Below are 24,939 nucleotides of genomic sequence, written 5' to 3'. Positions count from 1 at the left end.
CTCAGGGCGGGGAGGTCGGGAAGCTGGCCTCGACGCGGAAGCCGCCGTTCGCCGTCGGCCCGCTCTCCAGCGTGCCGCCGGCCAGCTCCACCCGGGCCCGCAGGTCGGGCAGGCTCAGGGCGGGGCCGGCGGCGGTGACCCAGGCGTCCGGCAGGCCGGCGGTGTTGCGCACGGTGACGCGTACGGTGCCGTTCACGTAACGGACCTGGACCCGGGCGTCCGCCCCCGGCGCGTGCTTGCGCACGTTGGCCAGCGCCGCGTCGACCACCAGGTACGCCGTCCGCCCCACCGTCCCCGGCACCGGCACCGGCGTGCCGTCCACGGACAGCTCCACGGGCAGCCCGTCCCTGGCCGAGTCGATCACCAGCGGCCGCAGGTCCGGCATGGGCAGCCCCAGGTCGAACCCCTCGCCGGTGCCACGGCGTAACAGGGCCACCATGTGGCGCAGCTCGTCGAGCGTCTCGCAGCCGGTCGCCCTGATGTCCTCGGCCACCGCCCTGGCCTTGTCGTCGCCGGCCGACAGGGCCAGCACGCCGGCCTGGAGCACCATGCGGCTGACCCGGTGGGTGACGACGTCGTGCATCTCGCCCGCCAGCCGCTCGCGCTCCACCCGTTCGGAACGTTCCGCCAGCTCGGCGCGGAGGCGTTCGCGGACGGAGACGTACAGGCCGTACATCACGGCCAGCGCGATCACCGCCTCGGTGCGGGCGATGAGCGCGCCCCGGTCGGACAGGAGCAGGACGGCGAAGGCGAGCACGATCACCGGCAGCCGGCGGGCCAGCGGGCGGCGGTCGGCCGCGAACACCATCACGCCGTAGGCGGCGAACGGCGCCGCGGGCGGCCAGATCGGCGCGTCACCGGAGGGCAGCAGGCCCGCGGGCGCCACCACCGCGCCACCCGGCGGCGGCGCACCGGCGGCGCCCGGCGGCACGGCGAGCAGGGCGGACAGCACGGGCAGGGCGAGCGCGGTGCCGGCGGTGATCCAGGCGACGACGAGCGGCGCCCTGCGCAGCCAGAGCAGCGACAGCGCCCCCGCCAGCAGGACCACCGCACCAGGACCGCCCGCATAACCGGTCGTCGGCGTCAGACCTGCCGCGACCAGGACAGCGACGGCGTCGAGCAGCCGCGGGCGGGCACCGTCCACCGGTTCATCGTACGATCACCCGCCGTGCCTGCCCACCCCTGATCGGGTAGCCGGTCACAGCTTCGTGACGCGGACGGCGTCGGCGATGACGTAGCCGGTGGCGGAGGTCCAGCGGCTGACCCCGACCACGTTGTACGTGCCCGCGTCGAGGCTGAACGTCCCGATGTCCCGCCAGGCCCCGCCGCCCGTGCGCTGATCGACGGTGACCGTCCGGTTGCCGCCGGAGGCCGCCACGATGTACGGCGTCGCGCTGTTGTACCCGGCGTTGGCCGGATACCACACCTCCACCCGGTAACTCCCGGCACTGGGCACCGTCGCGCGGAACCAGGCCGGGTCGCTGGCCGCGACCGGCTCGGCGAAGCGGTAGTCGGTCCCGTGCGGCTGCGCCGAGTACGTCGAGGTGCCCCAGGACGAGCCGGCCGCGAACCCGGCGTCCGCGTTGTCGATCACCACGCTGAACGCGCCGCCGCCGGCGCCCACCGTCCGGCCCGCGCTCGGCGCGCTCTCCTGGTGGGTGCGGCCGAGCGCGGTCACGTAGTAGGTGTACGCCGAGCCCGTGGCGGTCGTCGTGTCGGTGAACGTCTTCTGCCTGGTCATCCTGAGCAGGTTGCGGGCGTCGGCGAAGAAGCACGGGTCGGCCGCGGACGGGGCGCCGCCCACCCGGTAGACGGCGTACGACGTGGCGGAGCCGGTCCAGGCGAGCTGCACGCCACTCGTCCCGCGGGTGGCCGAGGTGATCGCCGGCGCGGCGGGGGCGGCGGCCTGGCCGCGCGCGGGCAACAGCGCGGGCCTGGTGTAGTGCGCGTTGACGACCCTGGTGAACGCCCCGATCCGGTCGGCCTTGACGTCCTTGGCGCTGAAGTAGACGTCGCCGACGATCTCGGGATGCTTGCGGTTGTCGTACAGGTGATCGCTCAGCTCCGCCGGGTCCTGCCAGGCGGCCTCCTGGCCCGAGGCGCCCGCGCGGTAGGCGGCCTGCCCGACGACGAGCTGCACGCCGGTCCCCGCGACCACGTCCGCCCACCATGCGGTGAGCACCTCGTAGGCGGCGGTGGAGAAGCCGAGGTGCCAGTAGATCTGCGGCGCGAGATAGTCCACCCAGCCCTGCTTGACCCACTGCCGGCTGTCGGCGTAGATCGCGTCGTACGACTGCAGCCCCGACGTGCGCGAGCCGAGCGGGTCGGTGCCGGCGTTGCGCCAGATGCCGAACGGGCTGATGCCGAACGACACGTGCGGCTTGGCCGCGTGGATGCGCTGCCCCAGCTCCCGGACGAGGAGGTTGACGTTGTCGCGCCGCCAGTCGGCGATATCGGGGAACGAGCCGCCGTAGCGGGCGTACGTGGCGGAGTCGGGGATGCTCTGCCCGCTCACCGGATACGGGTAGAAGTAGTCGTCGAGGTGCACGCCGTCCACGTCATACTTCGTGACGGCGTCCATCATCGCGTCCTGGATGAAGTCGCGGACCTCGGGGATGCCCGGGTTGTAGTAGAGCTTCCCGCCGTAGGCGAAGCGCCAGCCGGGGTTGCGCCGCGCCGGATGCGTGGCCACCAGCCTGGACGCGTCGTCGTGGTTGGCGATCCGGTACGGGTTGAACCAGGCGTGGAACTCCAGGTTCCGGGCGTGGGCCTCGGCGACCATGAAGGCCAGCGGGTCGTAGCCCGGGTTGCCGCCCTGGGTGCCGGTCAGCCACTGCGACCAGGGCTCGTGCGGCGAGGGCCAGAACGCGTCGGCCGTCGGCCTGACCTGGACGATCACGGCGTTCATGCGCTTGGCCACGGCCAGGTCGAGCCAGGCGCGGAACTCGGCCTGCTGCGCCGCCACGCCGAGCCCGGTGCGGCTGGGCCAGTCGATGTTGGCGACCGAGGAGATCCACATGGCTCTGAGCTGCCGCTTGGGGGTGGCCGGATCGACGGCGCAGGCGGCCGTGGACACGGGGACGGCGGTGGCGGCGTGGGTCGAGGCGGCGGCGGGGTGGGGGGTGAGGGGACTGACGAGCGCGGCGACGAGCACGGCGGTGAGCGCCGCGAGGACGGTACGCGGAAGCGCGGTCACGAAGGGAAGTTTCAGCGCATCCGCCACAAAGCGCAATAGTCTTCACAAACATCGGAGGACCCCGCCCCTCCGGCCCCCTACCCCCCGGGAACCCCTTGGGGGACGAGAAGTTTCACTTAACTCAGAAGTAATGTCAATTATCGACATCAGTCAGAAGATTGCCGTAGCGTGCTGCCGTCACACCTGTGAACGAGGAGCCCCCCATGACTCTCGCCCGCACGCGATTAGCAGCCCTCGCCACCTCGACCCTCACCCTCCTCCTCCCCATCGCCGCCGCCCAGCCCGCCTGGTCGCAGACGTCCCCGGCGGTGACGGTGGTCAAGGAGTCCCCCCTGTCGGCGGCCTTCGCCAAGGCGGCCGCCGCGCACGACGTACCCCGTGACCTGCTCGTCGCCCTCGCCTACGCCGAGACCCACCTCGACGGCCACAACGGCGAGCCCAGCGCCAGCGGCGGCTACGGCGTGATGCACCTGGTCAGCAACCCCACCACCCGCTCGCTGGAGAAGGCCGCCGAGCTGACCGGGCTGCCCGCCGACCGGCTCAAGTCCGACGACGCGGCCAACGTCCTCGGCGGCGCGGCCGTGCTGCGCGCCCACGCGGACGTGCTGGGCCTCGACGAGGCGGCCAGGAAGGACCCCGGCCGCTGGTACGAGGCCGTCGCCAGGTACGGCAACGCCGCCTCCCCCGAGCTGGCCCGCCTGTACGCCGACGCCGTCTACGAACAGCTCGGCCTCGGCATCGACCTGCGCGGCGTCAAGGTCGAGCCGCAGGAGGTCACCGCCGACCGCGGCGCGTACGCCAAGACCCGTGACCTGAACGCCCGCTCCACGGAGCAGACCGAGGGGCAGGCGGAGCGGCAGGCCGAGGCTCAGGCGGAGGCGCAGGCCGCCATCGCCAGCCAGGACTACCCGCCGGCCGCCTGGGTCGCCGCGAACTCCGGCAACTACCGCGTCTCCAACCGCGAGACCAGCTACAACATCGACCGCGTGGTCATGCACGTCGCGCAGGGCTCCTACGCCGGGACGATCTCCTGGTTCCAGAACCCCAGCGCCAACGTCTCCGCCCACTACGTGATCAAGTCCTCCAACGGCGCCGTCACCCAGATGGTCCGCGACAAGGACGTGGCCTGGCACGCCGGCAACTCCACCTACAACAACCGGTCGATCGGCATCGAGCTCGAAGGCTACGTCAGCGACGCCTCGTGGTTCACCGACGCCATGTACCGCTCCGCCGCCGCGCTGGTGCGGCACCTGTGCGACAAGTACGCCATCCCGAAGACCCGTACCGGCGTCATCGGCCACAACGAAGTGCCCGGCGCCACCCACACCGACCCCGGGCCGCACTTCAACTGGACCACGTTCATGAACTACGTGACCGGTGGCGGCACGCCGACGTGGCAGACCACGGTCGACAACACCACCGCCGGCCAGTTCACCGCCAGCGCGAACTGGGGCACCTCCACCTACTCCAGCCAGCGCCACGGCGCCGACTACCGCTTCGCCGACCCGGTCGCCGCCAGCGACCCGGCGTGGTACTCGGCCACGATCCCCAGCGCCGGCAACTACCGGGTCGAGGTCTGGTATCCGGCCGACCCCGGCTACAACAGCTCGGCGCCGTACATCGTGGCGGCGTCGGGCGGCAACCAGACCGTCTTCGTCGACCAGCGCTCGGGCGGCGGCGCCTGGCGCGCCATCGGCACCTTCGCGCTCAACGCCGGCACCCAGAACGTGGTCGGCGTGAGCCGCTGGACCTCGGGCACCGGCTACGTGATCGCCGACGCGGTCCGCATCAGCAGAATCTGACCCCTCCTCCCGCAGGGCCCGCGCCCGCACCCCTCCCGGGCGCGGGCCCTGCGTGCCCCCTCTCGAACGCCCGCCACGCCCCTCCCGGCCGGGTCCGTCTACCTGGTCCGGCACGCGACGGTGGTATCGCCGGACGCGACAGTGGTATCGCCGGACGCGACCGCGGTGGTCTCGCGGCCGACCACCAGGACCTGGGTCAGCAAGGCGGACACGGCCACCGCCGCGGCCGCCCAGGGCAGGGCCGCCGGCGCGAGCCCCGCCGAGATGGCCACCCCGCCCAGCCCGGAGCCGACGGAGCTGCCGAGGTAGAGCGCCGAGTTGTTCAGGGCCACGGCGGTCGGGCCACGCCGCTGCCCGCCCAGGTGGAGCAACCGCTGCTGCTGGGGCACTTGCAGCGCCCAGCCGACCGCGCCCCACACCAGCAGCGGCACCGCGGCGGCCGGGGCGGCGATCCGGGCGAGCACCGGCATCAGAGCCTGGGCGAGCAGCAACGCCCCCAAGAGGGCGACGACCAGCCCGTACGTGCGGCCGAGCCGATCGACGACCGGGCCCACGGCCAGGCTGCCGAGCACTCCGCCGATCCCCCACACCCAGAGGTAGGGCGCCACGCCGCGGACGCCGCCCGCGTCCTCCAGCACCGGCGCCAAGTAGGTGTAGAGCCCCAGGCTGGCCACCGCGGCCAGGAACGACACCGCCGCCACGGCCGCGGTCCGCCGCTCGACCAGCACGGACAGCCGCTCCTTGACGGACGCCACCGGCCCGCCCTGCGTTTGCGGCAGCCACGCCAGGACTCCCACCGTCACCGCCGCGCCCAGCGCCGTTATCAGCCACATGGTCGCCCGCCAGCCCGCCTGCTCGGCGAGCAGCACCCCGAGCGGCACGCCCAGGACGGTGCCCGCGCTCATCCCGCCCATCACGAGACCGAGGGCACGACCTCGCGCCTGGGCGGGCACCAGCTCGGCCGCGGCCACGCTGGCCTGCGAGGAGTACAACCCGGCGCCCGCGCCCGCGAGCGCCCTCACCACCATCAGCAACGGCAGCGACGACGACAGCGCCGTCAGGCCGTTGGCCACGGTGAACACGGCCAGCGCCACCACCAGGACGGTCCTGGTGCGTGCGGTGGCCAGCACGCCGGCGAACAGCGGCGCCGCGATCGCGTACGCGAGGGTGAAGGCGGTCACCGTCTGGCCGACCACCGGGATCGTCGTTCGCAGGTCGCCGGCCATCACCGGCATCAATCCCGCCATCACGTACGCGTCCAGGCCGAGGACGAAGGCGCCCATGGCGAGAACCAGAACCTTTCGCATCATGCGGCGGAGCGTAGGAAACCGGCAGAGCCGAAGAGAAATGCGTTGTGACCTAGATTTATGCTTGTGTGACATGAATGGGGTTGAGCTGCGGCACTTGCGGGCCTTCCTGGCCGTCGCCGACGAAGGCGGCTTCTCCTACGCGGCCGACCGCCTGCGCGTGGGGCAGCCGGTGCTCTCCCGTACGGTGCGGGCACTCGAAGAGGCGGTCGGTGCGCGCCTGTTCGACCGCACGACGCGGCGCGTCACGCTGACCCCCGAAGGCCGCCGGCTGCACGAGGAGCTCGGCATCCTGCTGCCGCGCCTGGAGCAAGCACTGCGCGCCCCCTGCGCCGACTCCCTGGTGCGGCTCGGCTTCACCTGGCTGCTCCCGGACGGCTGGCCGGCGGTGAGCCAGGCGTTCGAGTCGCTGACCGGCGCGCGGGTCCGGCTGGTGCGCCGGGACGCGCCGATGGCCGGGCTCGACCGGGGTGATTGCGACGTGGCCGTGCTCCACGGCCACCATCCCCACGGTCGCCTGCTGCGGAACGAGGCCAGGGTGGCCGCGGTGGCCAGGGGCCTGCCGCTGGCCAGGCGGCGCGTGCTCGACTGGGCCGAACTGCCGGACTGGCCACTCGTCGCGAACACCGTGACGGGCACCACCACGCCGGACCTCTGGTCACAGGAGCGCGCCCCCAGCATCTGCTGCACCGCCGACAACTTCGACGAATGGGTGGAGGCCGTGGCCGCCGGGCACGGCGTGGGGGTGGCGCCCGAGTCGGTGCGGCGATACTCCCATCCGGACATCCGCTACATCAGGCTCAAGAACGCGCCCCCGGTGCCCCTGATGATCGTCGCGCCGCCCCGAGACGCCCATCCCCTGGTGGCCCGCCTCGTGGAACTCGCCACCCGCACGCTGGCCCCGTCGCCCCTCGCCTCATAGAACCGCGCCGCCACCCGTCCCGGCCGGCGGGCCACCACTTCAGAAGTCGAACTCCCCGAGCTTCGCGCCTGCCACGAAGGCCCGGAAGACGCCGCCCCGCAGGACCATCGGAGGGACGTCCGGCTGCTCGGAGTCCTTGATCGCGTAGCGGTCACCACTCAGCTTGGCCGCATAAAGGCAGTCTCCCCCGTTGGGACCGGAAAGCGGGGACTTGACCCACCGGGCACTGTCCAGCTCGGCACGCAGCTCGTCATCGATCTTCATACCGCGCCACCACCTCACGCATCAGACGCCGGCTCATGTGGACCGGATGTGCCCATTCGCGTATCGCGTCATACGTGCCGTCGATGCGCCTCACCGTCTCCTGGTGGACAGACACTTTCGGCTGCGCGGCCGCTTCGAGGTACACGTGATCGGACATGCCGTCACCCTGGGCGAGCGAGAAGGCCCCGAGCACACCGACCGTCGCCCCCACATCCAGAGGGACGACCTGGATGGAGATGTTGGGCCGCTCGGCCATCCGCAGCAGGTGCCGTAGCTGGTCGCGCATGACGCCGTTTCCCCCGACCGGCCGGAGGAGCACGCATTCGTCGATCAGCGCCCGGTACACCGGCGGTTCGCCGCGATCGAACACGGCCTGCCTCTTGAGCCGCGCTTCGACGCCCTCCTCGACCCATTCGTCGGTGGCGTGAGGCCAGGCGCCGAGAACGGCCCGGGCGTAGCCGGCGGTCTGGAGAAGGCCCGGCACCACGAGGGGCTGCCAGGTCCGGATGGTGTGCGCGCGTTCCTCCGCTCTCGGCCATTCGCGAAACCACTTCGGCACCGTCATGACCGTGGTGTTGGGCAGGAGCTCGAAGAGCTCGCCGTCGAGGCCCAGGGCGGCTTCGGCGGCGAGCGTGAACTGCTTGGTCGGCTTGCGTTTGCCGCGCTCGATCAGCCCGACCAGGCTCTCGCTGCACGACAGCAGCTCGCCCAGGGCCCTTTGCGACAGGTGCGCGGAATCGCGCGCCTTCTTGAGGATCTCGCCGTACTTCTGCCCGTCCTCGGCCATGGATCTCACGCCCCTCCGAACACCGCCACCCATCCGTCCGGACACGGACGGTGACGCGGCCATTACAAAGTAGCCGCGGAACGCCACCCTGGTAAGTGCTCGGGGACAACGAGTTCTGACTCTTGTGCCTTGACGCACGCTCCTAGATAGAACGTTCGCTCCAGTCTGTGCTATGGTCATGGCACGCTCTAACTAGAGCGTTCTTTCTAGTGTTGTCGGGCACGTCCACCACGGAGGTCTTCATATGAGCGGCAAGCAGTCCGTGACCGTCATCGGGCTGGGCCCGATGGGGCAGGCCATGGTTCAGGCCTTTCTCGACAAGGGGCACCCGGTCACCGTCTGGAACCGCACCCCGTCCCGCGCGGACGCCCTGGTCGCCCGGGGAGCGGTGCTGGCCGGCAGCGTCGAGGAGGCGCTGGCCGCCAACGAGCTGGTGATCCTGAGCCTGACCGACTACGACGCGATGTACACCGTGCTGGAACCGGCGGCCCACGCATTGTCCGGGCGGGTGCTGGTCAACCTCAGCTCCGACACCCCGGAGAAGACCCGCGCGGGCGCGAAGTGGGTCGCCGGGCACGGCGGTGTCCAGCTCTCCGGCGGGGTGACCGTGCCGCCGTCGGGGATCGGCAAGCCCGAGTCGTCCACCTTCTACAGCGGCCCCCGCGGGCCCTTCGAGACCCACCGGCCCACCCTCGAAGCGCTGACCGGCACCGACTACCGGGGCGAGGACCCGGGGCTGGCCGCGCTGTTCTACCAGATCGGCATGGTGATGTTCTGGACGTCGATGCTCAGCTACTGGCAGGCCGTCGCCCTCGCCGACGCCAACGGCCTCACCGCGGCCGACATCCTGCCGCACGCCACCGAGACCATGGCCACGATGCCGAACTTCCTGAGCTTCTACGCCGCGCGCATCGACGCCGGTGAGCACGGCGGCGACGTCGACCGCCTGGCCATGGGCATGGCCAGCGTCGAGCACGTCCTGCACACCAACGCCGACGCGGGCGTGGACACCGCCCTCCCGGCCGCCGTGGCCGACCTGTTCCGGCGCGGCATGGAGGCCGGCCACGCGACCGACAGCTTCTCCAGCCTCGTCGAACTCCTGAAGAAGCCGAAGAACTGACCAGCGCACGGCCCCGCCCCACGACCTCAGCCGTCCGGCGCGGGCACACCCGCCAACGGCGACGGAATCAGGCGGTGGCGCCGCCGTCTATGACGTGGTCGGCGCCCACGACGAAGCTGGAGTCGGGGGACGACAGCCACAGGGCCGCCGCGGCGATCTCCTCCGGGGTGGCGACGCGGCCGATCGGGAGGGCGTCCTTCATGCGCTCGTCACGCTCCTCGCGCGTCTCCCCCGGCCGGGCCGACATGGGGGTGTCGATCGGGCCGGGGCTGATGGCGTTGACGCGTACGCCGTCGGCGATGTGGTCACGGGCCGCGGCGCGGGTCAGGGAGCTGACGGCGGCCTTCGAGGCGGCGTAGGCGCTCGCCCCGGCCAGCCGCCAGTGCGCCCCCAGGTTGGAGGAGACGTTGACCACGGTCCCGCCGCCGTGGGCGCGCATGTGGGCGATCTCGTGCTTCATCGACAGGTAGACGCCCTTGAGGTTGACCGCCAGCACCTCGTCCCAGGTGTCCTCGTCGTAGTCGGCGAGCGGCGCCAGCGTGCCGAAGATGCCGGCCGCGTTGAGGGCGACGTCGAGCCGGCCGTAGCGGGAGACCGCGGCGTGCACCATGGCGGCCACCTCGTCGGAGCGGGTGATGTCCACCCGGAACGCGCCGGCGCGCCCGCCGCTCTCCTCGATCAGCTTGACGACCTCGGCCAGCCTGGCGTCGTCGCGGCCGGCCACCAGGACGGCCGCGCCCTCCCGCGCGTACGCCAGCGCCGCCGCCCGGCCCACGACTCCGCTCGCACCGGTGACGAGCGCGACCTTGCCTGCAAAACGTCCTGACATATTTTCTAGACCAATCATTCTCAAATGGTGAGGGTGGACATGGCCTGGGCGACGGCGTCGCGCAGGCGGCGCGGGTCGGGGTCGGCCCTGCCGAGCACCCGCAGTCCCTGCAGCAGCACGAGCAGGAACCTGGCCAGCGCCTGCGGGTCCTTGCTCTCGGGGATCTCCCCCTGGGCGCGGGCCCTGATCAGCGTGGCGGCCAGCGCCGTCTCCAGCCCCGCCCAGCTCGTCGCCACCTTCGCCAGCACGGCTGCGTCGCGCGTGGAGAACTCCACGGCCGTGTTGACCACCATGCAGCCCCGCCGCAGCTCGTCGGCCAGGCATTCGGCGACGTACGAGTCGAGGAAGGACCGGATGGCGGGCAGCGCGGGGCCGGGCCGGGACAGCTCCCCGACCACGTCGCGCTGCGCCAGGTAGCGGTCCAGCGCCTTCAGGTAGAGCTCGCGCTTGCCGCCGAACGTCGCGTAGATGCTGGCCCGCGAGACGCCGAGCCGCGCCACGAGGTCGGCCATCGAGGTCGCCTCGTAGCCGCGCTCCCAGAACAGCTCCAGCGCCTGTTGCAGCGCGGCGTCGGGGTCGAACTCCTTGCTCCTTGCCACGCCGAGGACCCTAGCACGTTCTGGAATGATCGGTCTAGATATGGCTTATCTCGGGGTCAGGACCCAGCGCCAGGCGCCCTCCTTGTCGCTGTCGCTGTTGGCGGCGAGCTGGGTCATCCTGGAGCCGTCCACGCTGACGAGCACCAGGCCGTTCCTGAACTCGTTCTGGCACGTGCCCGCGCAGCCCAGGGCGATGACGTTGTCGTCGTCCGCCCAGGCGTGCAGTTGCAGCACCCGCTGCCGCCCGGCCACCTCGCCCGTCGCGGCGTCGGTGATCCTCGTGGGCAGCCCGTCGGGACCCAGCACCCGGCGGCCGTCGGGCGAGACGGCCGAGATCCGCGAGTAGCCGACGTAGGTCTGCCCCTCGGGCGCCTGCGCGCGCTGCCCGTCGAGGGTGTACCAGACGCGGTCCGGCCTGGTGTTCGTCGGGCTCCAGAGCAGCTTGCCGTCCAGGCTCCAGTCGAGGTCCTGGCGGGCGTTGCCCTCAAGCTCGTCGCTGTCCATCTCGCCGGTGAACATCGTCGGCAGCGGCGCCAGCTCGTGGTAGTCGGTCGTGCCCGCCGGGACGTCGATGAGGTAGTAGCCGGTGCGCGGGCTGCCGTCCCTGCGCTGGGTGATCTGGTCGCCCGTGCCCTCCAGCAGGTCGGGGAAGTCGGAGTACGCGGTGGCCACGATCCTGGTGCCGTCCGGGGACCAGGCGACCGACCCCACCGGGTGCTCCAGGTCGTACCAGGCGAGCATCTGACGGGTGTTCAGGTCGAGCACGCCGAGCCGCCTGCCGAGCAGGTCGCCTTCGAGCACCGCCGCGACCTGCAGCCCGGGGGCGACGTCCACCCAGGCGTACGGGGTCCGCTCGTAGCCGTCGGTGCGCGGATCGTACAGCGACCACACCCGCCGCACCTGCTCGCGCCCGTCCGGCCGCTTCTCCCTGCGCGTCACGTAGTAGGCCGACACGGCCATCCTCCCGGCCGCGATGAACCTGGTCGGCGGCGCGTTCTCGGTGTCGGTACGCACGTCCGTCGGCGCGGGCGACGGCCGGGGCGGCAGCATGATGCCGCTGGCCGGGCGCACGACCGGCTCCGGCCCCCGCTGGCCGGTGACGAACACGGCGACGGCCGCGATCATCGCCGCCACCAGCACCGCCGCGCCGAACGGCTTCCAGGCGCGCCTCCGTAGCGCCCGGTCGGCCAGCCCCGGCGGCACCCGGGCCTCGTCGGCCCAGTCGTCCATGGTCTCGCGCAGCAGTCGGGTCACGTGGCCACCTCCAGTGCCTGTGCCAGCTCGGGGGCGAGGTCGCGCAGCCGGGCCAGCGACCGGTGCGCGGTGCTTCTGACCGTGCCGACGGAGCAGCCCAGCACCCGGGCGATCTCCTGCTCCGGCAGGTCCTCGTAGTACCGCAGCACCAGCACCGCGCGCTGGCGGGCGGTGAGCCTGGCCAGCGCGGCGCGCAGCACCATGCGCAGCTCGCTCTGGTGGTGCGCGTCGCGCGCCACCCGGTCGGGCGGGCTCGCCTGCACCACCTCCCCGCGCCGCGTGCTCGCCCGCCACCAGCTCACCTGCTGCCGGTACATGATCTGCTTGGCGTACGCCTCGGGCGCGGCCACCTGCCGCCATCGGGCCGCCAGCTTCGCCAGCGCGGTCTGCACCAGGTCCTCGGCCGCGTGCTGGTCACCGCCGGTGAGCAGGAACCCGAGCCGCATGAGTGCGGGAGCTCGCGCGTCGACGAACTCGCGGAACCGTTGCTCGTCCGCGGCGTCCACGGTCACCTCCAGGGAATCGACGTCACCCTCTCAGACGCCCCCGGCGGCTCCCGCTATGCGTGTCACCTCATGCGTGTCACCTCATGCGCGTCATCTCATGAGGTCGGGGCCCTCGTCGTCGTCGGGCCGGATGGGCTGGCTCCTGGGCGGGCCCGGAGGCTCGTGCGGGACCTGGCGGGGCACCTCCAGCAGCCCGAGGGTGTCCTGCTCGCCCCTGCGGGTGATCACCTCGTTGACCGCCTCGGTCAGCTCCCGCTTGTCGTAGGCGCCCTCGGGCAGCTCGTTCAGATGCGTCAGCAGGTCCGCGGACAGGTTCACGTGCCGAGAGGCCTGCGAGTACACCTCCCGCATCGTGACCCGCTCGCGGCCCGCGAACGCCTCGTCGATGGCCTGCCGCAGCTCGTCGAGCATCGCGCTCATGCCTGGTCCTCCGTACGTCCGGAGAGCAGATCTCTCGCCTGCTCCATCACCATGTCCACCGACACGTCGCGCACCCATGACTCGTCGTGCGGGCACCGTTCGGCGGCGGGGTCCACGCCGTCCGCGCCGCAGCGCGGGCAGGCCGTGGTCCACGAGATCAGCGGCCGGTGCGCGGTCCTGCTGAGCGGGCCGGCCTGGATGAGGTTGCCGCACCAGTAGACGGCGACCGTGGGGGTGCCGACGGCCCCGGCCAGGTGGCGCGGGCCGGTGTCGTTGGCGATGACGAGGTCGCAGCGCTCGTACAGGGCGGCCAGGCCGCCGATGCCGAGCGCGCCCACGACGGGGATGGCGGGCCGGCGCATGGCCTCGACCACGCCCATCACCAGGTCCTTCTCCTCCCGCGTGCCGGTCACGGCCACGGGGCGGCCGGTCAGGTCGGCCACCGCGGCGAAGCGGTCCACCGGCCAGCGCCGCCGCGGGTCGGTCGCGCCGGGGTGCACGGCGACCAGCCCGGGCGGCGGGCTGCCCAGGGCGCGGGCCAGCTCCGCCCGGTCGGCGGGGGTGACCGCCACCCGGGGCTCCAGCCCGCCGCCGCCCGCGCCGACCAGCGCCGCCACCTGGAGGAAGCGCAGGGTCTCGTGGTGGTAGTCCGTGTACGGCACCCACCGGTCCAGGCGCTCCGCCCCCGGCGCGCGCAGCCCCGCGCTCACCCGGGCCGCCAGCCTGCGGATGAACGGGTTGGAGAAGCGCCCGCCGCCGTGGATCTGCACCGCCAGGTCGAACTCCCTGGCCCGCAGCTCCTCGCACAACCCGTCGGGGGCCCGGTGCCCGGTCTCCCGGGTGGAGATGCCCGAGATCGGCGGCAGCGCCACCACCTCGTCCACCGGCCCGGGACGCCCGGCCAGGAACGCGGCGTGCCAGGCGGTGCCCAGCAGCGTCAGGTGCGCGCCGGGGTAGGCCCGCTTGAGCGCCTCCAGCGCCGGCACGGCCATGAGGTAGTCGCCGAGCGCGTTGGCCCGCAGCACGGCGATCCGGCGCACGTCCCCCACGAGCCCGTTCATCGCCGCTCCAAGACGTAGTCGTAGCACTCGGCGCTGCGGTCGGTGACGGTGGTGGGCAGCTCCAGGTGGTAGGCGCGGCTGGGCAGCAGGCCCGCGCCGCCGTAGCGCTCCATCACGCGAAGCTGGGCGACGACGTCCTCGCCCGCGTGGGCGCGCGGCACCGTACGCCAGAACTCGAACCCCCCGCACTCCACCAGCCGCGCCCGGTCGTAGAGCACGCAGCCGCCGATCCAGGCCACCTTGTACGCCCGCCAGTCCCCCCGCGCCCCGGCCCGCTCGGCGAGGTGCACCAGGTTGGCCGCGTTGTGCAGGGTGTGCCGCCGCCAGGCCGGGCTCCCCCTGCGCACCCGCTCGGGCCACACGTCGCGCTCCCACTCCTCGTACGGCGCCAGCTCCTCGGGCCGCCGGTCGTCCCGGTAGGACAGGCCGTGCAGCCCGTACCCCACGAAGCCGCAGCCCAGCTCGCCCATCGCCGCCAGCAGCACCTCGACCGCGTCCGGCTCCAGCCACACGTCGTCGTCCAGGTACAGGCACCAGCGCCGCCCGGCCTGCTCCAGCAGGAACTGCCGCTGCTCGGCCAGCCCGCGGGCGGGCACGTGCCGCAGCAGCTCCACGGGATGGCCGCGGTGCTCCAGGATCCTGAGGGCGCTCGCCACCAGCGGGTCCCCGGTCGCCGGCACCTCCGACTGGTCGGAGACCACCACCCGGAAGCCGCGCGCGCCCTGGGCCGCCAGCCCCGCCAGCGTGACCGCCAGCGCGGCCGGGCGGTCCCTGGTCGGGACGAGCACATCGAGTTCTGCGGGGCCGTGCATAGCCGCCGGGCTACCCCGGGACCTACCGCCCGTAACTTCCGGAATGTGGGGTTTGAGCTGGCCTTTTGCAGGTACTCGCTTCTCATGGGCACAGATGAGGTCATCAACGCCGTGGTCGTCGGCGACGTCATGCTCGACTCGTGGCTGCACGGCTCGGCCAAACGCCTCGCCCAGGAGGCGCCCGTGCCCGTGATGAACCTGGAGGCGACCGAGGACGCCCCGGGCGGGGCCGCCAACACGGCCGCCAACCTGGTGGCGCTCGGGGCGCGCGTCCGGCTCGTCGGCGTCGTGGGCGACGACGACTGCGGGGACGCGCTGGTGCAGGCGCTGCGCCTGATGGGCGTCGGCGTCGACCTGGTGACCGTGCCGGGGCGGCGCACCGCGCACAAGCGGCGGCTGGTCACCAGCGGGCAGCTCACCGCCCGCTACGACGAGGAGGACGTCGCCCCGCTCCCCGAGCAGGCCGAGCGGGAGCTGCTGGAGCGGGTGTCGGCGGTCGTGGCGGGCGCCGACGTGGTGGTGGCCTGCGACTACGGCGGCGGCGTGTGCACCCCGGCGGTGCGGCGGGCGCTGAGCGGGCTGCCCCTGCTGGTGGTGGACGCGCACGGGGTGGCGCCCTGGCGGGAGTGCGCGCCGGCCGCGGTGCTGCCGAACTACGCCGAGGTCGTACGCCTGCTGGGCGGCGGGGACGGGGCGGCCGACCGGCCGGCGTACCTGATGGCCCACTCGGCGCGGGTGCTGGAGCTGACCGGCGCGCGCATGGTGGTGACCACGCTGGACGGCGAGGGCACGCTGCTGCACCGGAGCGGCCATCCGCCGTATCGGACCTACGCCCAGCCCGCGCCCCAGCACATGGCCACCGGCGCGGGCGACACCTACACGGCGGCGTTCGCGCTCTGGCTGGCGGGCGGGGCGGCGCCCGAGGAGGCCGCGGAGGCGGGGCAGGCGGCGGCCGGCGTCGTCGTACGCCGCCCCGGCACGGCCGTGTGCACCCGCTACGACCTGCTGCGCGCCCTGCGCCGCCAGGAGGGCACCGTGCAGACGCCCGAGCGCCTGGCCCAGCTCCTGGACGAGCACCGGCGCAGGGGCGAGCGGGTGGTGTTCACCAACGGCTGCTTCGACGTGCTGCACCGGGGCCACGTGACCTACCTGGAGCAGGCGGGCCAGCTCGGCGACGTGCTGGTGGTGGCGGTGAACAGCGACGCCAGCGTGGCCCGGCTGAAGGGCCCCGGCCGGCCGGTCAACTCCTGCGAGGACAGGATGTCGGTGCTGGCCGCGCTGAACGACGTGGACTACGTGACCGAGTTCGACGAGGACACCCCGGAACGGCTGCTCAGGATGATCCGCCCCGAGCTGTACGTCAAAGGCGGCGACTACACCGCCGAGATGCTCCCCGAGGCGCCGCTGGTCCGCTCGCTGGGCGGCGAGGTGCGGGTGCTCGGCTACCTGCCCGACCGCTCGACCACCGCCATCATCGGCCGCATGCGCTCACTGCCCTGAGACTCGCGCCCGCCCGGGCCGGGGCCTCAGGAGGGCGCGAGCAGCGGACCGGGACCTCAGAAGGGCGCGAGCGGCGGGCCGCGGCTCAGGAGCCGGGCGGCCGCAGCGGATTGGGGATCGGCACCCAGCGCATGGCCGCGCCGTCCGCCTCCAGCCAGCGCAGCAGCAGGTTGGCCTTGGCCGGGATGTACGCCGCCGCGAGCAGCTCGCGCAGCTCGTCCGGGTCCCCGTGCTCCTTGGCCGCCCCGGCGAACACGGCCCTGGCCCGCGCCCACATCTCGGCACGCACCCGGGGATGGCGCTCGGCCACGGCCCCGGCGATCTCGCACAGGTTGTTGGTCAGCAGGCAGTACACGAGCCGCTCCCACGCCCGCCGCCGCTCCAGCACGGGCCCACCCGGCCACGGATGCCGCTCGGCCACCAGCTTGACGCCCTCGTAGTCGCGGTAGAGCGCCTGCGCCGGCAGCCCGGACGCGTCCACCGCGACCAGCACGTTCTGCAGGTGGCATTCGAGCACCACCCCGTGGTGCAGGTACGCGTGCAGGACCGGTGGCACCACGTGCTCCAGGTAGCGCTGCCACCACAGCAGCGCCGTGTCCTCGTCCAGCCCGTCGAGCGGGTTGCCGGTGAAGCCCTCGCTGATCCCCGCCGCCAGCAGCGCGGTCGTCCCGGGCCGCAGCCGCTCGCGCAGCCCGTCGCGGACGATCACGGCCAGCCCCTCGCCCCCGTCCCCGTCCAGCTCCGCGCCGCGCCAGCCGCGGTCGCGCAGCACGGCCGGCCGGGGCAGGTGATCGGGCAGGTCGTCGAAGACGCCGTCCACCAGCTCCGCGACGGCCGTGAGCCGGCGCAGGTCGTGCAGCCACAGGCGGCGCACGTCGTTCGTGATCCGCACGTCCAGACTGAACTTGCAGAACAGGTCCACCTCCGGCAGGTAGACCGTGCGGATCGAGGCGGTGGGCACCGCCATGACCGTCGTGACGCCCAGGCGGCGCAGCCGGTCGTGCCGCGGCCCGCCGAGCAGCTCCAGCTGCCAGGGATGGGCGGGCAGCAGCGCGAGGCCGTCGCCGGGCGGGCCGCCGAGCCGGTCGAGGGCGCTCACATCGCCCTCCTGCACCAGGTCCCCGGCGGGCACGCCGAGCAGCGGCAGCGGGAAGCTCGCCCGCGCCTCCGGGGAGTAGCGCAGCCACGACCCCGGCCCGGCGCCGCCCCGGGTCTTGGGCGCGGGATGGTGGCGGTGGCCGGCGACGAGCGCCTGCTCCGAGCGCAGGTACGCGTCCGCGGGCGGCGCGGCGGCCCGCCTGGCGGCCAGCAGGGCGGCCGTGACGTCCCGGCTGTCGAGGATCTCGGCGGGCAGCGCGTCGTTGCCGGCCCCGGTGCCCGCGCGCAGCTCGGCGGCCGTCAGCGCGACCAGCTCGGGCAGCGGCAGCGGGCACCAGCCCTCGGGGGTGAGCAGGGCGGGCGCGGCGGGGTGGCGCGTGCCACCGACGCGCAGGACGTGACCGGTCGCGGGCAGCAGAAAGACGCCGCGCCCGGCGGACTCACCAGACCCGGCAAGCTTCCCAGACCCGGCGGACTCCCCAGACCCGGCGAACCCCTCGAACCCGGCGGGCTCCCCGAGCCAGGCAGACTTCCTCGGCCAGGCAGACTCCCCGAACCCGGCCGGCTCCCCCGGCCCGGCGGACGGTCCCGGACCCGGGAGCCCTTCGGGTCCGGCGGGCCGGGCCACTTCCCTGATCAGGCAGTTCAGCAGCGCCGTCGTCGCGAGGGCATCGGCCTCCCGCAGCTCCGTCCCCAGGGGCGGGAGGAGGTCGTCCGTCAGTGCCATGGCGACCGTACTCCTACCCTTTGTCCCCATTGGTGCCCCACAGGGTAGCTATAGGGGGAGTTCATGGAAAAGGTGGGATCAATGAGGCGGATGGAGGAGGAGTTCGCGAAGGAGGTGGCTCACGTCCGTCCCGGCTTGTCCGCCGCCTACGCCGCGGCACTTCCCGGCGCGCGTGCCGCCGTCATGGGCCGCCTGTGGCGGGGGCTGCTGTACGAGCCGCTGCCCGGGCTGGCGCGGGCCGAGGGCGGCCGGGTGCGGCTGGCGGACGGGCGCGTGCTCAGCGGGCCGGAGCGCAGGGCGTACGACGTCGGGGAGACGCCGGTGCTGCGGCTGGACGGCCGCCCGCACACCCACCCGGCGGAGCTGCTGGCCGCCCTCGCCCTGCCCGGCACCGGCGGCCTGGTCGAGGAGCTCGACAACAGCGTGGCCTCGCTGGCGCTCTCCCGCGCGAACGCCGCGCCCAGGACCGGCGGCACGCTGGCGGACCACGAGCAGAGCGTGGTGGACGGCCATCCCTACCATCCGGGCTGCCGCAACCGGCCGGGCGTCTCGGTGGCCGAGCAGCTCGCGTACATGCCCGAGCACCGCCCCACCGTCCTGCTCGACCTGCTGGCGCTGCCGGCCCGCGACTGCCTCGTCACGGGCCCGTGGCCGGCCTCCCTCATGGACGGCGACCGGCTGCTGCTGCCCGTGCACCCCTGGCAGACCCGGCACGTCCTGCCCCGCCTGGGGCTGCGCCCGTACGCCACCGGAGCCCTGCCGGCCCGGCCGCTCATGTCCGTGCGCACGCTCGCCCCGATCGGCGGCGGCGCGCATCTCAAGACGGCCTTCACCACCCGCATGACCTCGGGCGTCAGGGACATCTCCCCCGGCTCGGTACGCGACTGCGTCGCCCTGTCCGACCTGCTCACCACGGTGGCGCGGCGCTGCGGCGGCGGCCTGCGCATCGCCCGCTACCTGGCCGGGGCGGCCGGCGCGGTGGACGGCGAGCACACGGCCGACCTGTCGGTCCTGCTCCGCGAGCCCGCCGGGGAACCGGATACCGGGGAGGCGGGCATCAGGGCGGCGGGCACCGTGCTGCCCGTGGCCGCGCTCACCCCGGAGACGGCGCGCGACCCGGCCGCCTGGCTGGCCGCCTTCGCCCGCCTGGCCCTGACGAACGCGCTGGGCCTGCTGTCGCTCGGCGTGGCGATGGAGGCGCACGGCCAGAACCTGGTGGTCGCGCTCGACGGCGACGGCCTGCCGTGCCGGCTGGTCTACCGCGACCTGGCCGACGTCAGGATCAGCCCCGCCAGGCTGGCCCGCCACGGGATCGAGGTCCCGCCGGTCAGCGCCCGGCTGCTCACCGACGACCCCGCGGCCCTGCGCGCCAAGCTGTTCGGCTCGCTGCTCGGCACCACGTTCGGCAGCCTGGTCGCGCTCTTCGGGCGCGGCGACCGGGCCGCCGAGTCCGGACTCTGGGAGGTCGTGGCCGCCGCCGCCCGCCACGCGTTCGAGGCGCTGCCCGCCGGCCCGGACGCGCGCGCCGACCGGGAGGCCCTCTTCGCGGAGCGGATCCCGGCCAAGGCCCACCTGCTCGCCCGGCTGGAGGGCGCCCCGCCGGGCGACCGCTGGACGAGCCTGCCCAACCCCCTCACCGTCCGCGAGCCCGCCTGATTCCGAATCGCCTGGCCCTTTGCGCGGCGGAGAGAGAGGATGGGTCCGAGCCGGAAATCTGTCGGCGCGCCAGTCCCCGAACGCGCGCCCCGCCGGAGGAGGGGGCTCACCATGATGCAGTTGTCCGTGCGGCTGGTGCCCGTCGACGACACCACGCTGGTGATCGCCTTGACGGGCGAGCTGGACTCGACGACGCGGCCGGTGCTGGCCGCGTTCCTCGATCCGCTGCCGCGCACCGCGGTCAAGCACGTGCTCGTGGCCGCGGGCGACCTCTGGTTCTGCGACCTGAACGGCCTCGACCAGCTCGCCCGCACCCATCGGGCCCTCCAGGAGAAGGGCGGCCGGCTCGGGCTGGCGGAGGTGCGGCCGGCGCTGCGCCGCCTCATCGCGCTGATGACCGAGCACTCCCACGAGATGCTCCCGGTCTACTCCAGCATGCCCGAGGCCCTCGCGGCCGCGGGGGTGGAGGCGTACCAGACGCCCGCGGCGGTGATGGTCACACGCCGCCACCTGCCGCGCATGCGGCGCGTGTCCGGCGCGCAGACCGCCGGACGCCTCCGGGCGTCTCAGGAGATGCCGGCGCCTCGCGAGACGGGCACGCCGGCGCGGCAGGCCGCCGCCCCGCCCCCGCCGCAGCCCGTCACGCTGCCGACGGTCACGCTGCCGACGGTCATCCACGAGGCGCGCGCGCTGCGCGAGCACACGGCCCGCCAGCACCAGGCCATGCTGCACCGGCTCCGCGTCACGACCGAGTCCCGCTCGCTGCTGCTCGCCACCCGCGAACGGTGCGACGACAGCCTGCGGGCCCTGCGCACCAGCCTCGCGGACGCGCGTGCCGCCCTGGTCCCCGTCCGAGCGGCCCCGGCGCCCTTCCGTCCCTCCTGAAAGGGCTTCCGTCCTTCCGGAAAGGGCTTCCGTCCTTCCGGAAAGGGCTTCCGTCCTTCCGGAAAGCGAAGGAAGACGCATGATCTCCTCTCCTCCGGACAGGGGGAGGGTCATGGGGACAGCCGGACGTGACGTGGTCGTGACCGCCGCCTCGGCCGGCGGTGTCGAGCCGCTACGCGCCCTGCTGAGCGAGCTGCCCGCCGATCTGCCCGCCGCGGTGCTGGTGGTCCTGCACATGCCGCCCCGGGGCAAGAGCGTGCTGGCCGACATCCTGAACCGGGCGGGCCCGCTCAAGGCGTTCCCTGCCGAGGACAAGGAGACCGTGCGCCCGGGCCGCGTGTACGTCGCGCGTCCCGACTTCCACCTGCTCGTGAGCGACGGCAGGGTCCGCCTGTCGCGGGGCCCACGGCACAACGGGCACCGCCCGGCGGCCGACCCGCTGTTCATGAGCGCGGCACTGGACGCGGGACCGCGCGCGGCTGCCGTGGTGCTGAGCGGGGCGCTGGACGACGGGGCGAAGGGCTGCGAGGCGATCGACCGGTACGGGGGCGCGGTCGCCGTGCAGGAACCCGCGGAGTGCGCCTTCCCGGGCATGCCCGGAGCCGCCATGAGGGCGGTGCCGGGAGCGCCGGCGCTGCCCGTGCGCGAGCTCGCCGGATGGATCCTGCGGCAGAGCCGAACCCCCGTCAACGGGGAGGGCCGCGTGCACGACGACGACATACGGCGCGAGATCGAGCAGTTCCTGCGGGAGGTGCCGGGGCTGGGCGAGCCCGGGGGCGAGCTGATCGCCTTCAGCTGTCCCGAGTGCAACGGCCCCATCTACGAGCAGAAGAACGCCACCACGCAGCGCTACGTCTGCCGGGTCGGCCACGCCTGGTCCGGGGACAGCATGATCAGTGCCCAGTCCGACGCGGTCGAGCGGGCCCTGTGGGTGGCGATCCAGCGGCTGGAGGAGCGGCTGCGGGTGCTCGACCGCATGCACCGCGCGGCCGAGGAGCGGGGGCAGAGCGTGTCGATGCGGTATCTCCACGAGGAGGAGGAACGCACCCGCGACGCCCTGAACACCATTCGCATGCTGCAATCCCGCATCGGTCGCAACGGTGACACGCTGCTGACGAGTTGAGCACGGCCCGTGGGCGTACTCTTCGCTTGTGACGACAGAGGATGAGCGTGAGTTCGACGACCTCCTCCTTCTCCTCAAGGAGACCCGCGGGTTCGACTTCACGGGATACAAGCGCAACACCTTGGTCCGGCGGATCGCCCGCCGGCTCGAAGCGCTGAAACTGCGCGACTACGGCGAATACCGCGACCTGCTGGAGCTGGAGCCGGAGGAGTTCGGCAGGCTCTTCGACAGCCTCCTGATCAACGTCACCGGTTTCTTCAGGGATCCGTCCGCGTGGCAACGCCTGCGCGAACTCGTGATCCCGGCCCTGCTCGACCAGAAGTCCGACGGCCGGCCCATCCGCGTGTGGAGCGCGGGCTGCGCCAGCGGCGAGGAGGCGTACAGCATCGCCATGGTGCTGGCCGAGGAGCTCGGCCTCGACGGGTTCCGCGAGCGGGTGAAGATCTACGGCACCGACCTCGACGAGAAGGCGCTGCAGGTCGCCAGGACCGGCGTCTACTCCGGCAGGGCGCTCGACGACGTGCCGCCCGACCTGCGCGAGACGTACTTCGAGCCGGTGGACGACGGCCACGCCTTCCGCCGCGACCTGCGCCGCCAGCTCATCTTCGGGCGCAACGACCTCACCCACGACGCCCCCATCTCCCGCGTCGACCTGCTGCTGGCCCGCAACACGCTGATGTACTTCAACACCGAGACGCAGCTCAACATCGTCCGGCGCTTCCACTTCGCGCTGTCCGACCCCGGCTTCCTGTTCCTGGGCAAGGCGGAGATGCTGCTGAACCACAGCGACACGTTCGAGCCGGTGGACCTGCGCATGCGGCTGTTCAGGAAGGTCAGGCCCGCCGGCCAGGGCTACCGGGCGCCGTGGTCGGTCGGCGGCGGCGCCACCGACCTGGCCCTGCGCCTGCCCACGCTGGCGTCCGTGGCGCTCGCCGCCGGCCCCGTGGCCCAGCTCGTGGTGGACGTCCCGGGCAACCTGGCGCTGGCCAACGCCAAGGCCGAGGCCCTGTTCAACCTCAACCCCCGCGACGTCGGCCGCCCCTTCCAGGACCTGGAGGTCTCCTACCGCCCCGTGGAGCTGCGCTCGATCATCGAGCAGGTCCGTCACGAGCTGCGCCCCGTCGAGTTGCAGGAGGTGGTCTGGCACCGCGTCGGCACCCCGGAGGCCGGCATCTTCGACGTCTCCGTCGTGCCCCTGCTCGCCTCGGGCAACCTCGTCGGCATCGGCATCCACTTCCACGACGTCACCCGCTACCGCAGGCTCAGAGACGAGCTCGAACAGGCCAACAGGCAGCTCGAACAGGCCTACGAGGAGCTGCAGTCGCTCAACGAGGAGCTGGAGACCACCAACGAGGAGCTCCAGTCCACCAACGAGGAACTGGAGACCACCAACGAGGAGCTCCAGTCCACCAACGAGGAACTGGAGACGATGAACGAGGAGCTCCAGTCCACCAACGACGAGCTGCAGCACATCAACGACGCCCTCACGTCCCGCACGATCGAGCTCGACGAGGTCAACACGTTCGTCTCCTCGGTGGTGCGCAGCCTCGGCGACGCCGTCATCGTGCTCGACGGCGACCTGCGAGTGGTCGTGTGGAGCCCGGGGGCCGAGGAGCTGTGGGGGGTGCGCTCCGACGAGGCCATCGGCGCTCCGCTCGCCGGCCTCGACATCGGCCTGCCGCTGGAGCGGCTCCTGCCCCGCCTGCGCGGCTCGCTCGCCGACGGGTCCGACCCGTCGGCGGGCGTGGCGGGGCTGGTGCTCGACGCGGTCAACCGCAGAGGGCGGCCGACCCCGCTGAACGTGCGGCTGTCACACCTGCGCACGGAGAACCACAGCGTGCGCGGTCTGATCATGGTGATGAACGTGCTCGGCCCCGAGCCGCCGGCCGCGCCCTGATCACCTGCACGGCTTGAACGGCTTGTCCCGCAGGGAGAGGTCGGCCGGCTTCTTGATCGAGTTGAAGCCCAGCTTGTTCGCCCGGGAGCAGAAGCTCGCCGGGGCGGTGGCGTACTCGACGTGGAAGACCGGCTTGCCGGCCTTGACGAAGACGTCCAGCTCGGCACACTCGTCCCACTGGAAGCACGACTCGTTGACCGCGTAGTCGAAGCTGGAGACGAGCTCGGCGGCCTGGCCGGTGTCGTTCTTGAGCGCGACCGACAGGCCCCTGTCGTGGGCCAGCTTCGCCAGGGCCCGGTTGTAGGCGAGCTGGGTCGCGGCGCTGACCGTCCAGCCGGTGACCTTCTTGCCCTCCTCGTAGGCGTTGACGACGTCGAACTCGACCCCGTCGAACCCCGCCCGCGCGCACTTGTCCACCCGGGCCGCCATCATCTTCAGCAGGAAGTCGCGCTGGCCCCGGTCGTTGTTGATGTTGGCCCACCGCTCGTTCGGGAAGTCCGCGCTGAACGGCTTGCCGAGCAGGGAGCCGCCGTGGCTCTTGTGCCAGTCGAGGAACTGCCGGTAGTCGGGCCGGAAGTCCTCGATCGAGCCGGCGTCCACGTAGCAGATCGCCTTGGCCCCGCGGGCGTGGATCGCCTTGACGGCGGCGGTGTTGACCGTGGAGTTGTTCCCCGCCAGCTCGCTGTCCACGTAGAGGTCGATGTCGAACACCGTCGGCCGGACGCAGGCGCCGCCGGTGTGCGGGACGGCGCAGACGTCGACGTCGATGCCGCCGGTGGCGGCGTGCTGGGGGTTGCCCTCCAGCTGGTACTGCCAGCGGCTCTGGAGCGGCGGACGCCACAACGCCGCACCTTCGGCCGCGCTCTCGGCCGCATCCTTGGCCGCGCTCCCCACGGCGCTCCTGGCGGCACTCGGCTGTGCGGCGCTCGCCTGTGTGGCGGCCGACTGTGCGGCGCTCGCCTGTGCGGTGCTCGCCCGCGCGGCGCTCTCCTGTGTGGCGGCCGACTGTGCGGTGGCCGACTGTGCGGTGGCCGGGCCCGCCGTGGTCACCGCCGCCGCCGGTGTCAGGGCCAGTGCCGCCGCCACGGCCGCCGAACGCGCGAGAACCCTCCGGATAACGCCCACATCGCCCCCATATTTAGGTAACACGGGCGATCAGATAACCGGCCCCGGC

General features: G+C 73.0%; 22 protein-coding genes. 8 read left to right on the top strand and 14 right to left on the bottom strand.

The features are described 5' to 3' along the window. Position 1: 1 nt before the first annotated feature. Both IO39_RS03565 and IO39_RS03560 read right to left on the bottom strand, forming a co-directional pair. Positions 2 to 1,144 (bottom strand): sensor histidine kinase, encoded by a 1,143-nt coding sequence (locus IO39_RS03565; RefSeq protein ID WP_157547855.1) that lies wholly within the window; start codon positions 1,142 to 1,144, stop codon positions 2 to 4. Between the two features lie 54 nt (positions 1,145 to 1,198). Continuing rightward, a complete protein-coding gene (locus tag IO39_RS03560; RefSeq protein ID WP_043615615.1) occupies positions 1,199 to 3,196 on the bottom strand; it encodes a family 10 glycosylhydrolase in 1,998 nt (665 codons plus the stop codon). A 203-nt stretch (positions 3,197 to 3,399) separates the two neighbouring features. Here IO39_RS03560 and IO39_RS03555 point away from each other — a divergent pair, with 203 nt between their 5' ends. Beyond that, the gene (locus IO39_RS03555) at positions 3,400 to 4,998 is read left to right on the top strand and encodes a golvesin C-terminal-like domain-containing protein (RefSeq protein ID WP_043615611.1); all 1,599 of its coding nucleotides are present in this window, start codon (positions 3,400 to 3,402) and stop codon (positions 4,996 to 4,998) included. Between the two features lie 98 nt (positions 4,999 to 5,096). Here IO39_RS03555 and IO39_RS03550 read toward each other — a convergent pair whose 3' ends face one another. After that, a complete protein-coding gene (locus IO39_RS03550; protein ID WP_245641783.1) occupies positions 5,097 to 6,308 on the bottom strand; it encodes an MFS transporter in 1,212 nt (403 codons plus the stop codon). 70 nt (positions 6,309 to 6,378) lie between these two features. Between IO39_RS03550 and IO39_RS03545 the strand changes: the two genes are divergently transcribed. Then, positions 6,379 to 7,227: a LysR family transcriptional regulator gene (locus IO39_RS03545; protein WP_043615609.1), complete on the top strand. Its 849-nt coding sequence runs from the start codon at positions 6,379 to 6,381 to the stop codon at positions 7,225 to 7,227. 39 nt (positions 7,228 to 7,266) lie between these two features. Here the strand turns inward: IO39_RS03545 and IO39_RS03540 are convergent, their stop codons facing one another. Together IO39_RS03540 and IO39_RS03535 are read right to left on the bottom strand one after the other, a co-directional pair. Further along, positions 7,267 to 7,491, bottom strand: coding sequence for a DUF397 domain-containing protein (locus tag IO39_RS03540; protein WP_043615605.1), 225 nt, complete (start codon positions 7,489 to 7,491; stop codon positions 7,267 to 7,269). Further along, the gene (locus tag IO39_RS03535; protein WP_052422396.1) at positions 7,478 to 8,278 is read right to left on the bottom strand and encodes a helix-turn-helix domain-containing protein; all 801 of its coding nucleotides are present in this window, start codon (positions 8,276 to 8,278) and stop codon (positions 7,478 to 7,480) included. Before IO39_RS03535 ends, IO39_RS03540 begins: the two co-directional genes overlap by 14 nt. A gap of 244 nt (positions 8,279 to 8,522) precedes the next feature. Between IO39_RS03535 and IO39_RS03530 the strand changes: the two genes are divergently transcribed. Next, entirely contained in the window at positions 8,523 to 9,398 is an 876-nt protein-coding gene (locus IO39_RS03530; protein WP_043615602.1) for an NAD(P)-dependent oxidoreductase, read from the top strand. 67 nt (positions 9,399 to 9,465) lie between these two features. Here IO39_RS03530 and IO39_RS03525 read toward each other — a convergent pair whose 3' ends face one another. The 7 genes from IO39_RS03525 to IO39_RS03495 all read right to left on the bottom strand — a co-directional run bounded on the left by IO39_RS03525 (position 9,466) and on the right by IO39_RS03495 (position 14,879). Continuing rightward, positions 9,466 to 10,227 carry an SDR family NAD(P)-dependent oxidoreductase gene (locus IO39_RS03525; protein ID WP_043615599.1) on the bottom strand — a complete coding sequence of 254 codons (762 nt, stop codon included), beginning with the start codon at positions 10,225 to 10,227 and terminating at the stop codon, positions 9,466 to 9,468. A gap of 20 nt (positions 10,228 to 10,247) precedes the next feature. Next, positions 10,248 to 10,826 (bottom strand): TetR/AcrR family transcriptional regulator, encoded by a 579-nt coding sequence (locus tag IO39_RS03520; protein WP_043615597.1) that lies wholly within the window; start codon positions 10,824 to 10,826, stop codon positions 10,248 to 10,250. A 45-nt stretch (positions 10,827 to 10,871) separates the two neighbouring features. Then, entirely contained in the window at positions 10,872 to 12,080 is a 1,209-nt protein-coding gene (locus IO39_RS03515; RefSeq protein WP_052422395.1) for a WD40 repeat domain-containing protein, read from the bottom strand. Then, positions 12,077 to 12,586 (bottom strand): SigE family RNA polymerase sigma factor, encoded by a 510-nt coding sequence (locus IO39_RS03510; RefSeq protein ID WP_043615899.1) that lies wholly within the window; start codon positions 12,584 to 12,586, stop codon positions 12,077 to 12,079. Before IO39_RS03510 ends, IO39_RS03515 begins: the two co-directional genes overlap by 4 nt. Before the next feature lie 90 nt (positions 12,587 to 12,676). Beyond that, positions 12,677 to 13,006: a hypothetical protein gene (locus IO39_RS03505; protein WP_157547853.1), complete on the bottom strand. Its 330-nt coding sequence runs from the start codon at positions 13,004 to 13,006 to the stop codon at positions 12,677 to 12,679. Next, a complete protein-coding gene (locus IO39_RS03500) occupies positions 13,003 to 14,067 on the bottom strand; it encodes a glycosyltransferase family 9 protein (protein ID WP_043615593.1) in 1,065 nt (354 codons plus the stop codon). The genes IO39_RS03505 and IO39_RS03500 overlap by 4 nt, the downstream gene beginning before the upstream one ends. Continuing rightward, complete coding sequence (locus IO39_RS03495) at positions 14,064 to 14,879, bottom strand: glycosyltransferase family 2 protein (protein WP_043615592.1); 816 nt, start codon at positions 14,877 to 14,879, stop codon at positions 14,064 to 14,066. The genes IO39_RS03500 and IO39_RS03495 overlap by 4 nt, the downstream gene beginning before the upstream one ends. Positions 14,880 to 14,963: 84 nt before the next feature. Here IO39_RS03495 and rfaE2 point away from each other — a divergent pair, with 84 nt between their 5' ends. Beyond that, positions 14,964 to 16,379, top strand: a complete 1,416-nt coding sequence (rfaE2, locus tag IO39_RS03490) for a D-glycero-beta-D-manno-heptose 1-phosphate adenylyltransferase (protein WP_043615590.1) — start codon at positions 14,964 to 14,966, stop codon at positions 16,377 to 16,379. Between the two features lie 85 nt (positions 16,380 to 16,464). On the opposite strand, the gene IO39_RS03485 is transcribed toward rfaE2, so the two are convergent. Next, entirely contained in the window at positions 16,465 to 18,204 is a 1,740-nt protein-coding gene (locus tag IO39_RS03485; RefSeq protein WP_052422394.1) for an IucA/IucC family C-terminal-domain containing protein, read from the bottom strand. Between the two features lie 81 nt (positions 18,205 to 18,285). On the opposite strand from IO39_RS03485, the gene IO39_RS03480 reads away from it, so the two are divergent. From IO39_RS03480 to IO39_RS03465, 4 genes are all read left to right on the top strand, one after another. Beyond that, complete coding sequence (locus IO39_RS03480; RefSeq protein WP_043615588.1) at positions 18,286 to 19,860, top strand: IucA/IucC family C-terminal-domain containing protein; 1,575 nt, start codon at positions 18,286 to 18,288, stop codon at positions 19,858 to 19,860. A 111-nt stretch (positions 19,861 to 19,971) separates the two neighbouring features. Beyond that, positions 19,972 to 20,745, top strand: a complete 774-nt coding sequence (locus IO39_RS03475) for an STAS domain-containing protein (protein ID WP_043615586.1) — start codon at positions 19,972 to 19,974, stop codon at positions 20,743 to 20,745. A gap of 112 nt (positions 20,746 to 20,857) precedes the next feature. Then, entirely contained in the window at positions 20,858 to 21,868 is a 1,011-nt protein-coding gene (locus IO39_RS03470; RefSeq protein ID WP_043615584.1) for a chemotaxis protein CheB, read from the top strand. A 28-nt stretch (positions 21,869 to 21,896) separates the two neighbouring features. Continuing rightward, entirely contained in the window at positions 21,897 to 23,765 is a 1,869-nt protein-coding gene (locus IO39_RS03465; protein ID WP_043615582.1) for a CheR family methyltransferase, read from the top strand. On the opposite strand, the gene IO39_RS03460 is transcribed toward IO39_RS03465, so the two are convergent. Further along, on the bottom strand, positions 23,766 to 24,890 hold the full coding sequence (locus IO39_RS03460; RefSeq protein WP_157547851.1) for an endo alpha-1,4 polygalactosaminidase: 1,125 nt from the start codon (positions 24,888 to 24,890) through the stop codon (positions 23,766 to 23,768). Positions 24,891 to 24,939 lie beyond the last annotated feature (49 nt).

Source organism: Nonomuraea candida, from assembly GCF_000725485.1.
Taxonomy (GTDB): Bacteria; Actinomycetota; Actinomycetes; order Streptosporangiales; family Streptosporangiaceae; genus Nonomuraea; species Nonomuraea candida.
The sequence above is the reverse complement of the archived record's forward strand: the minus strand, read 5'-3'. Positions and strand labels throughout refer to the sequence as shown.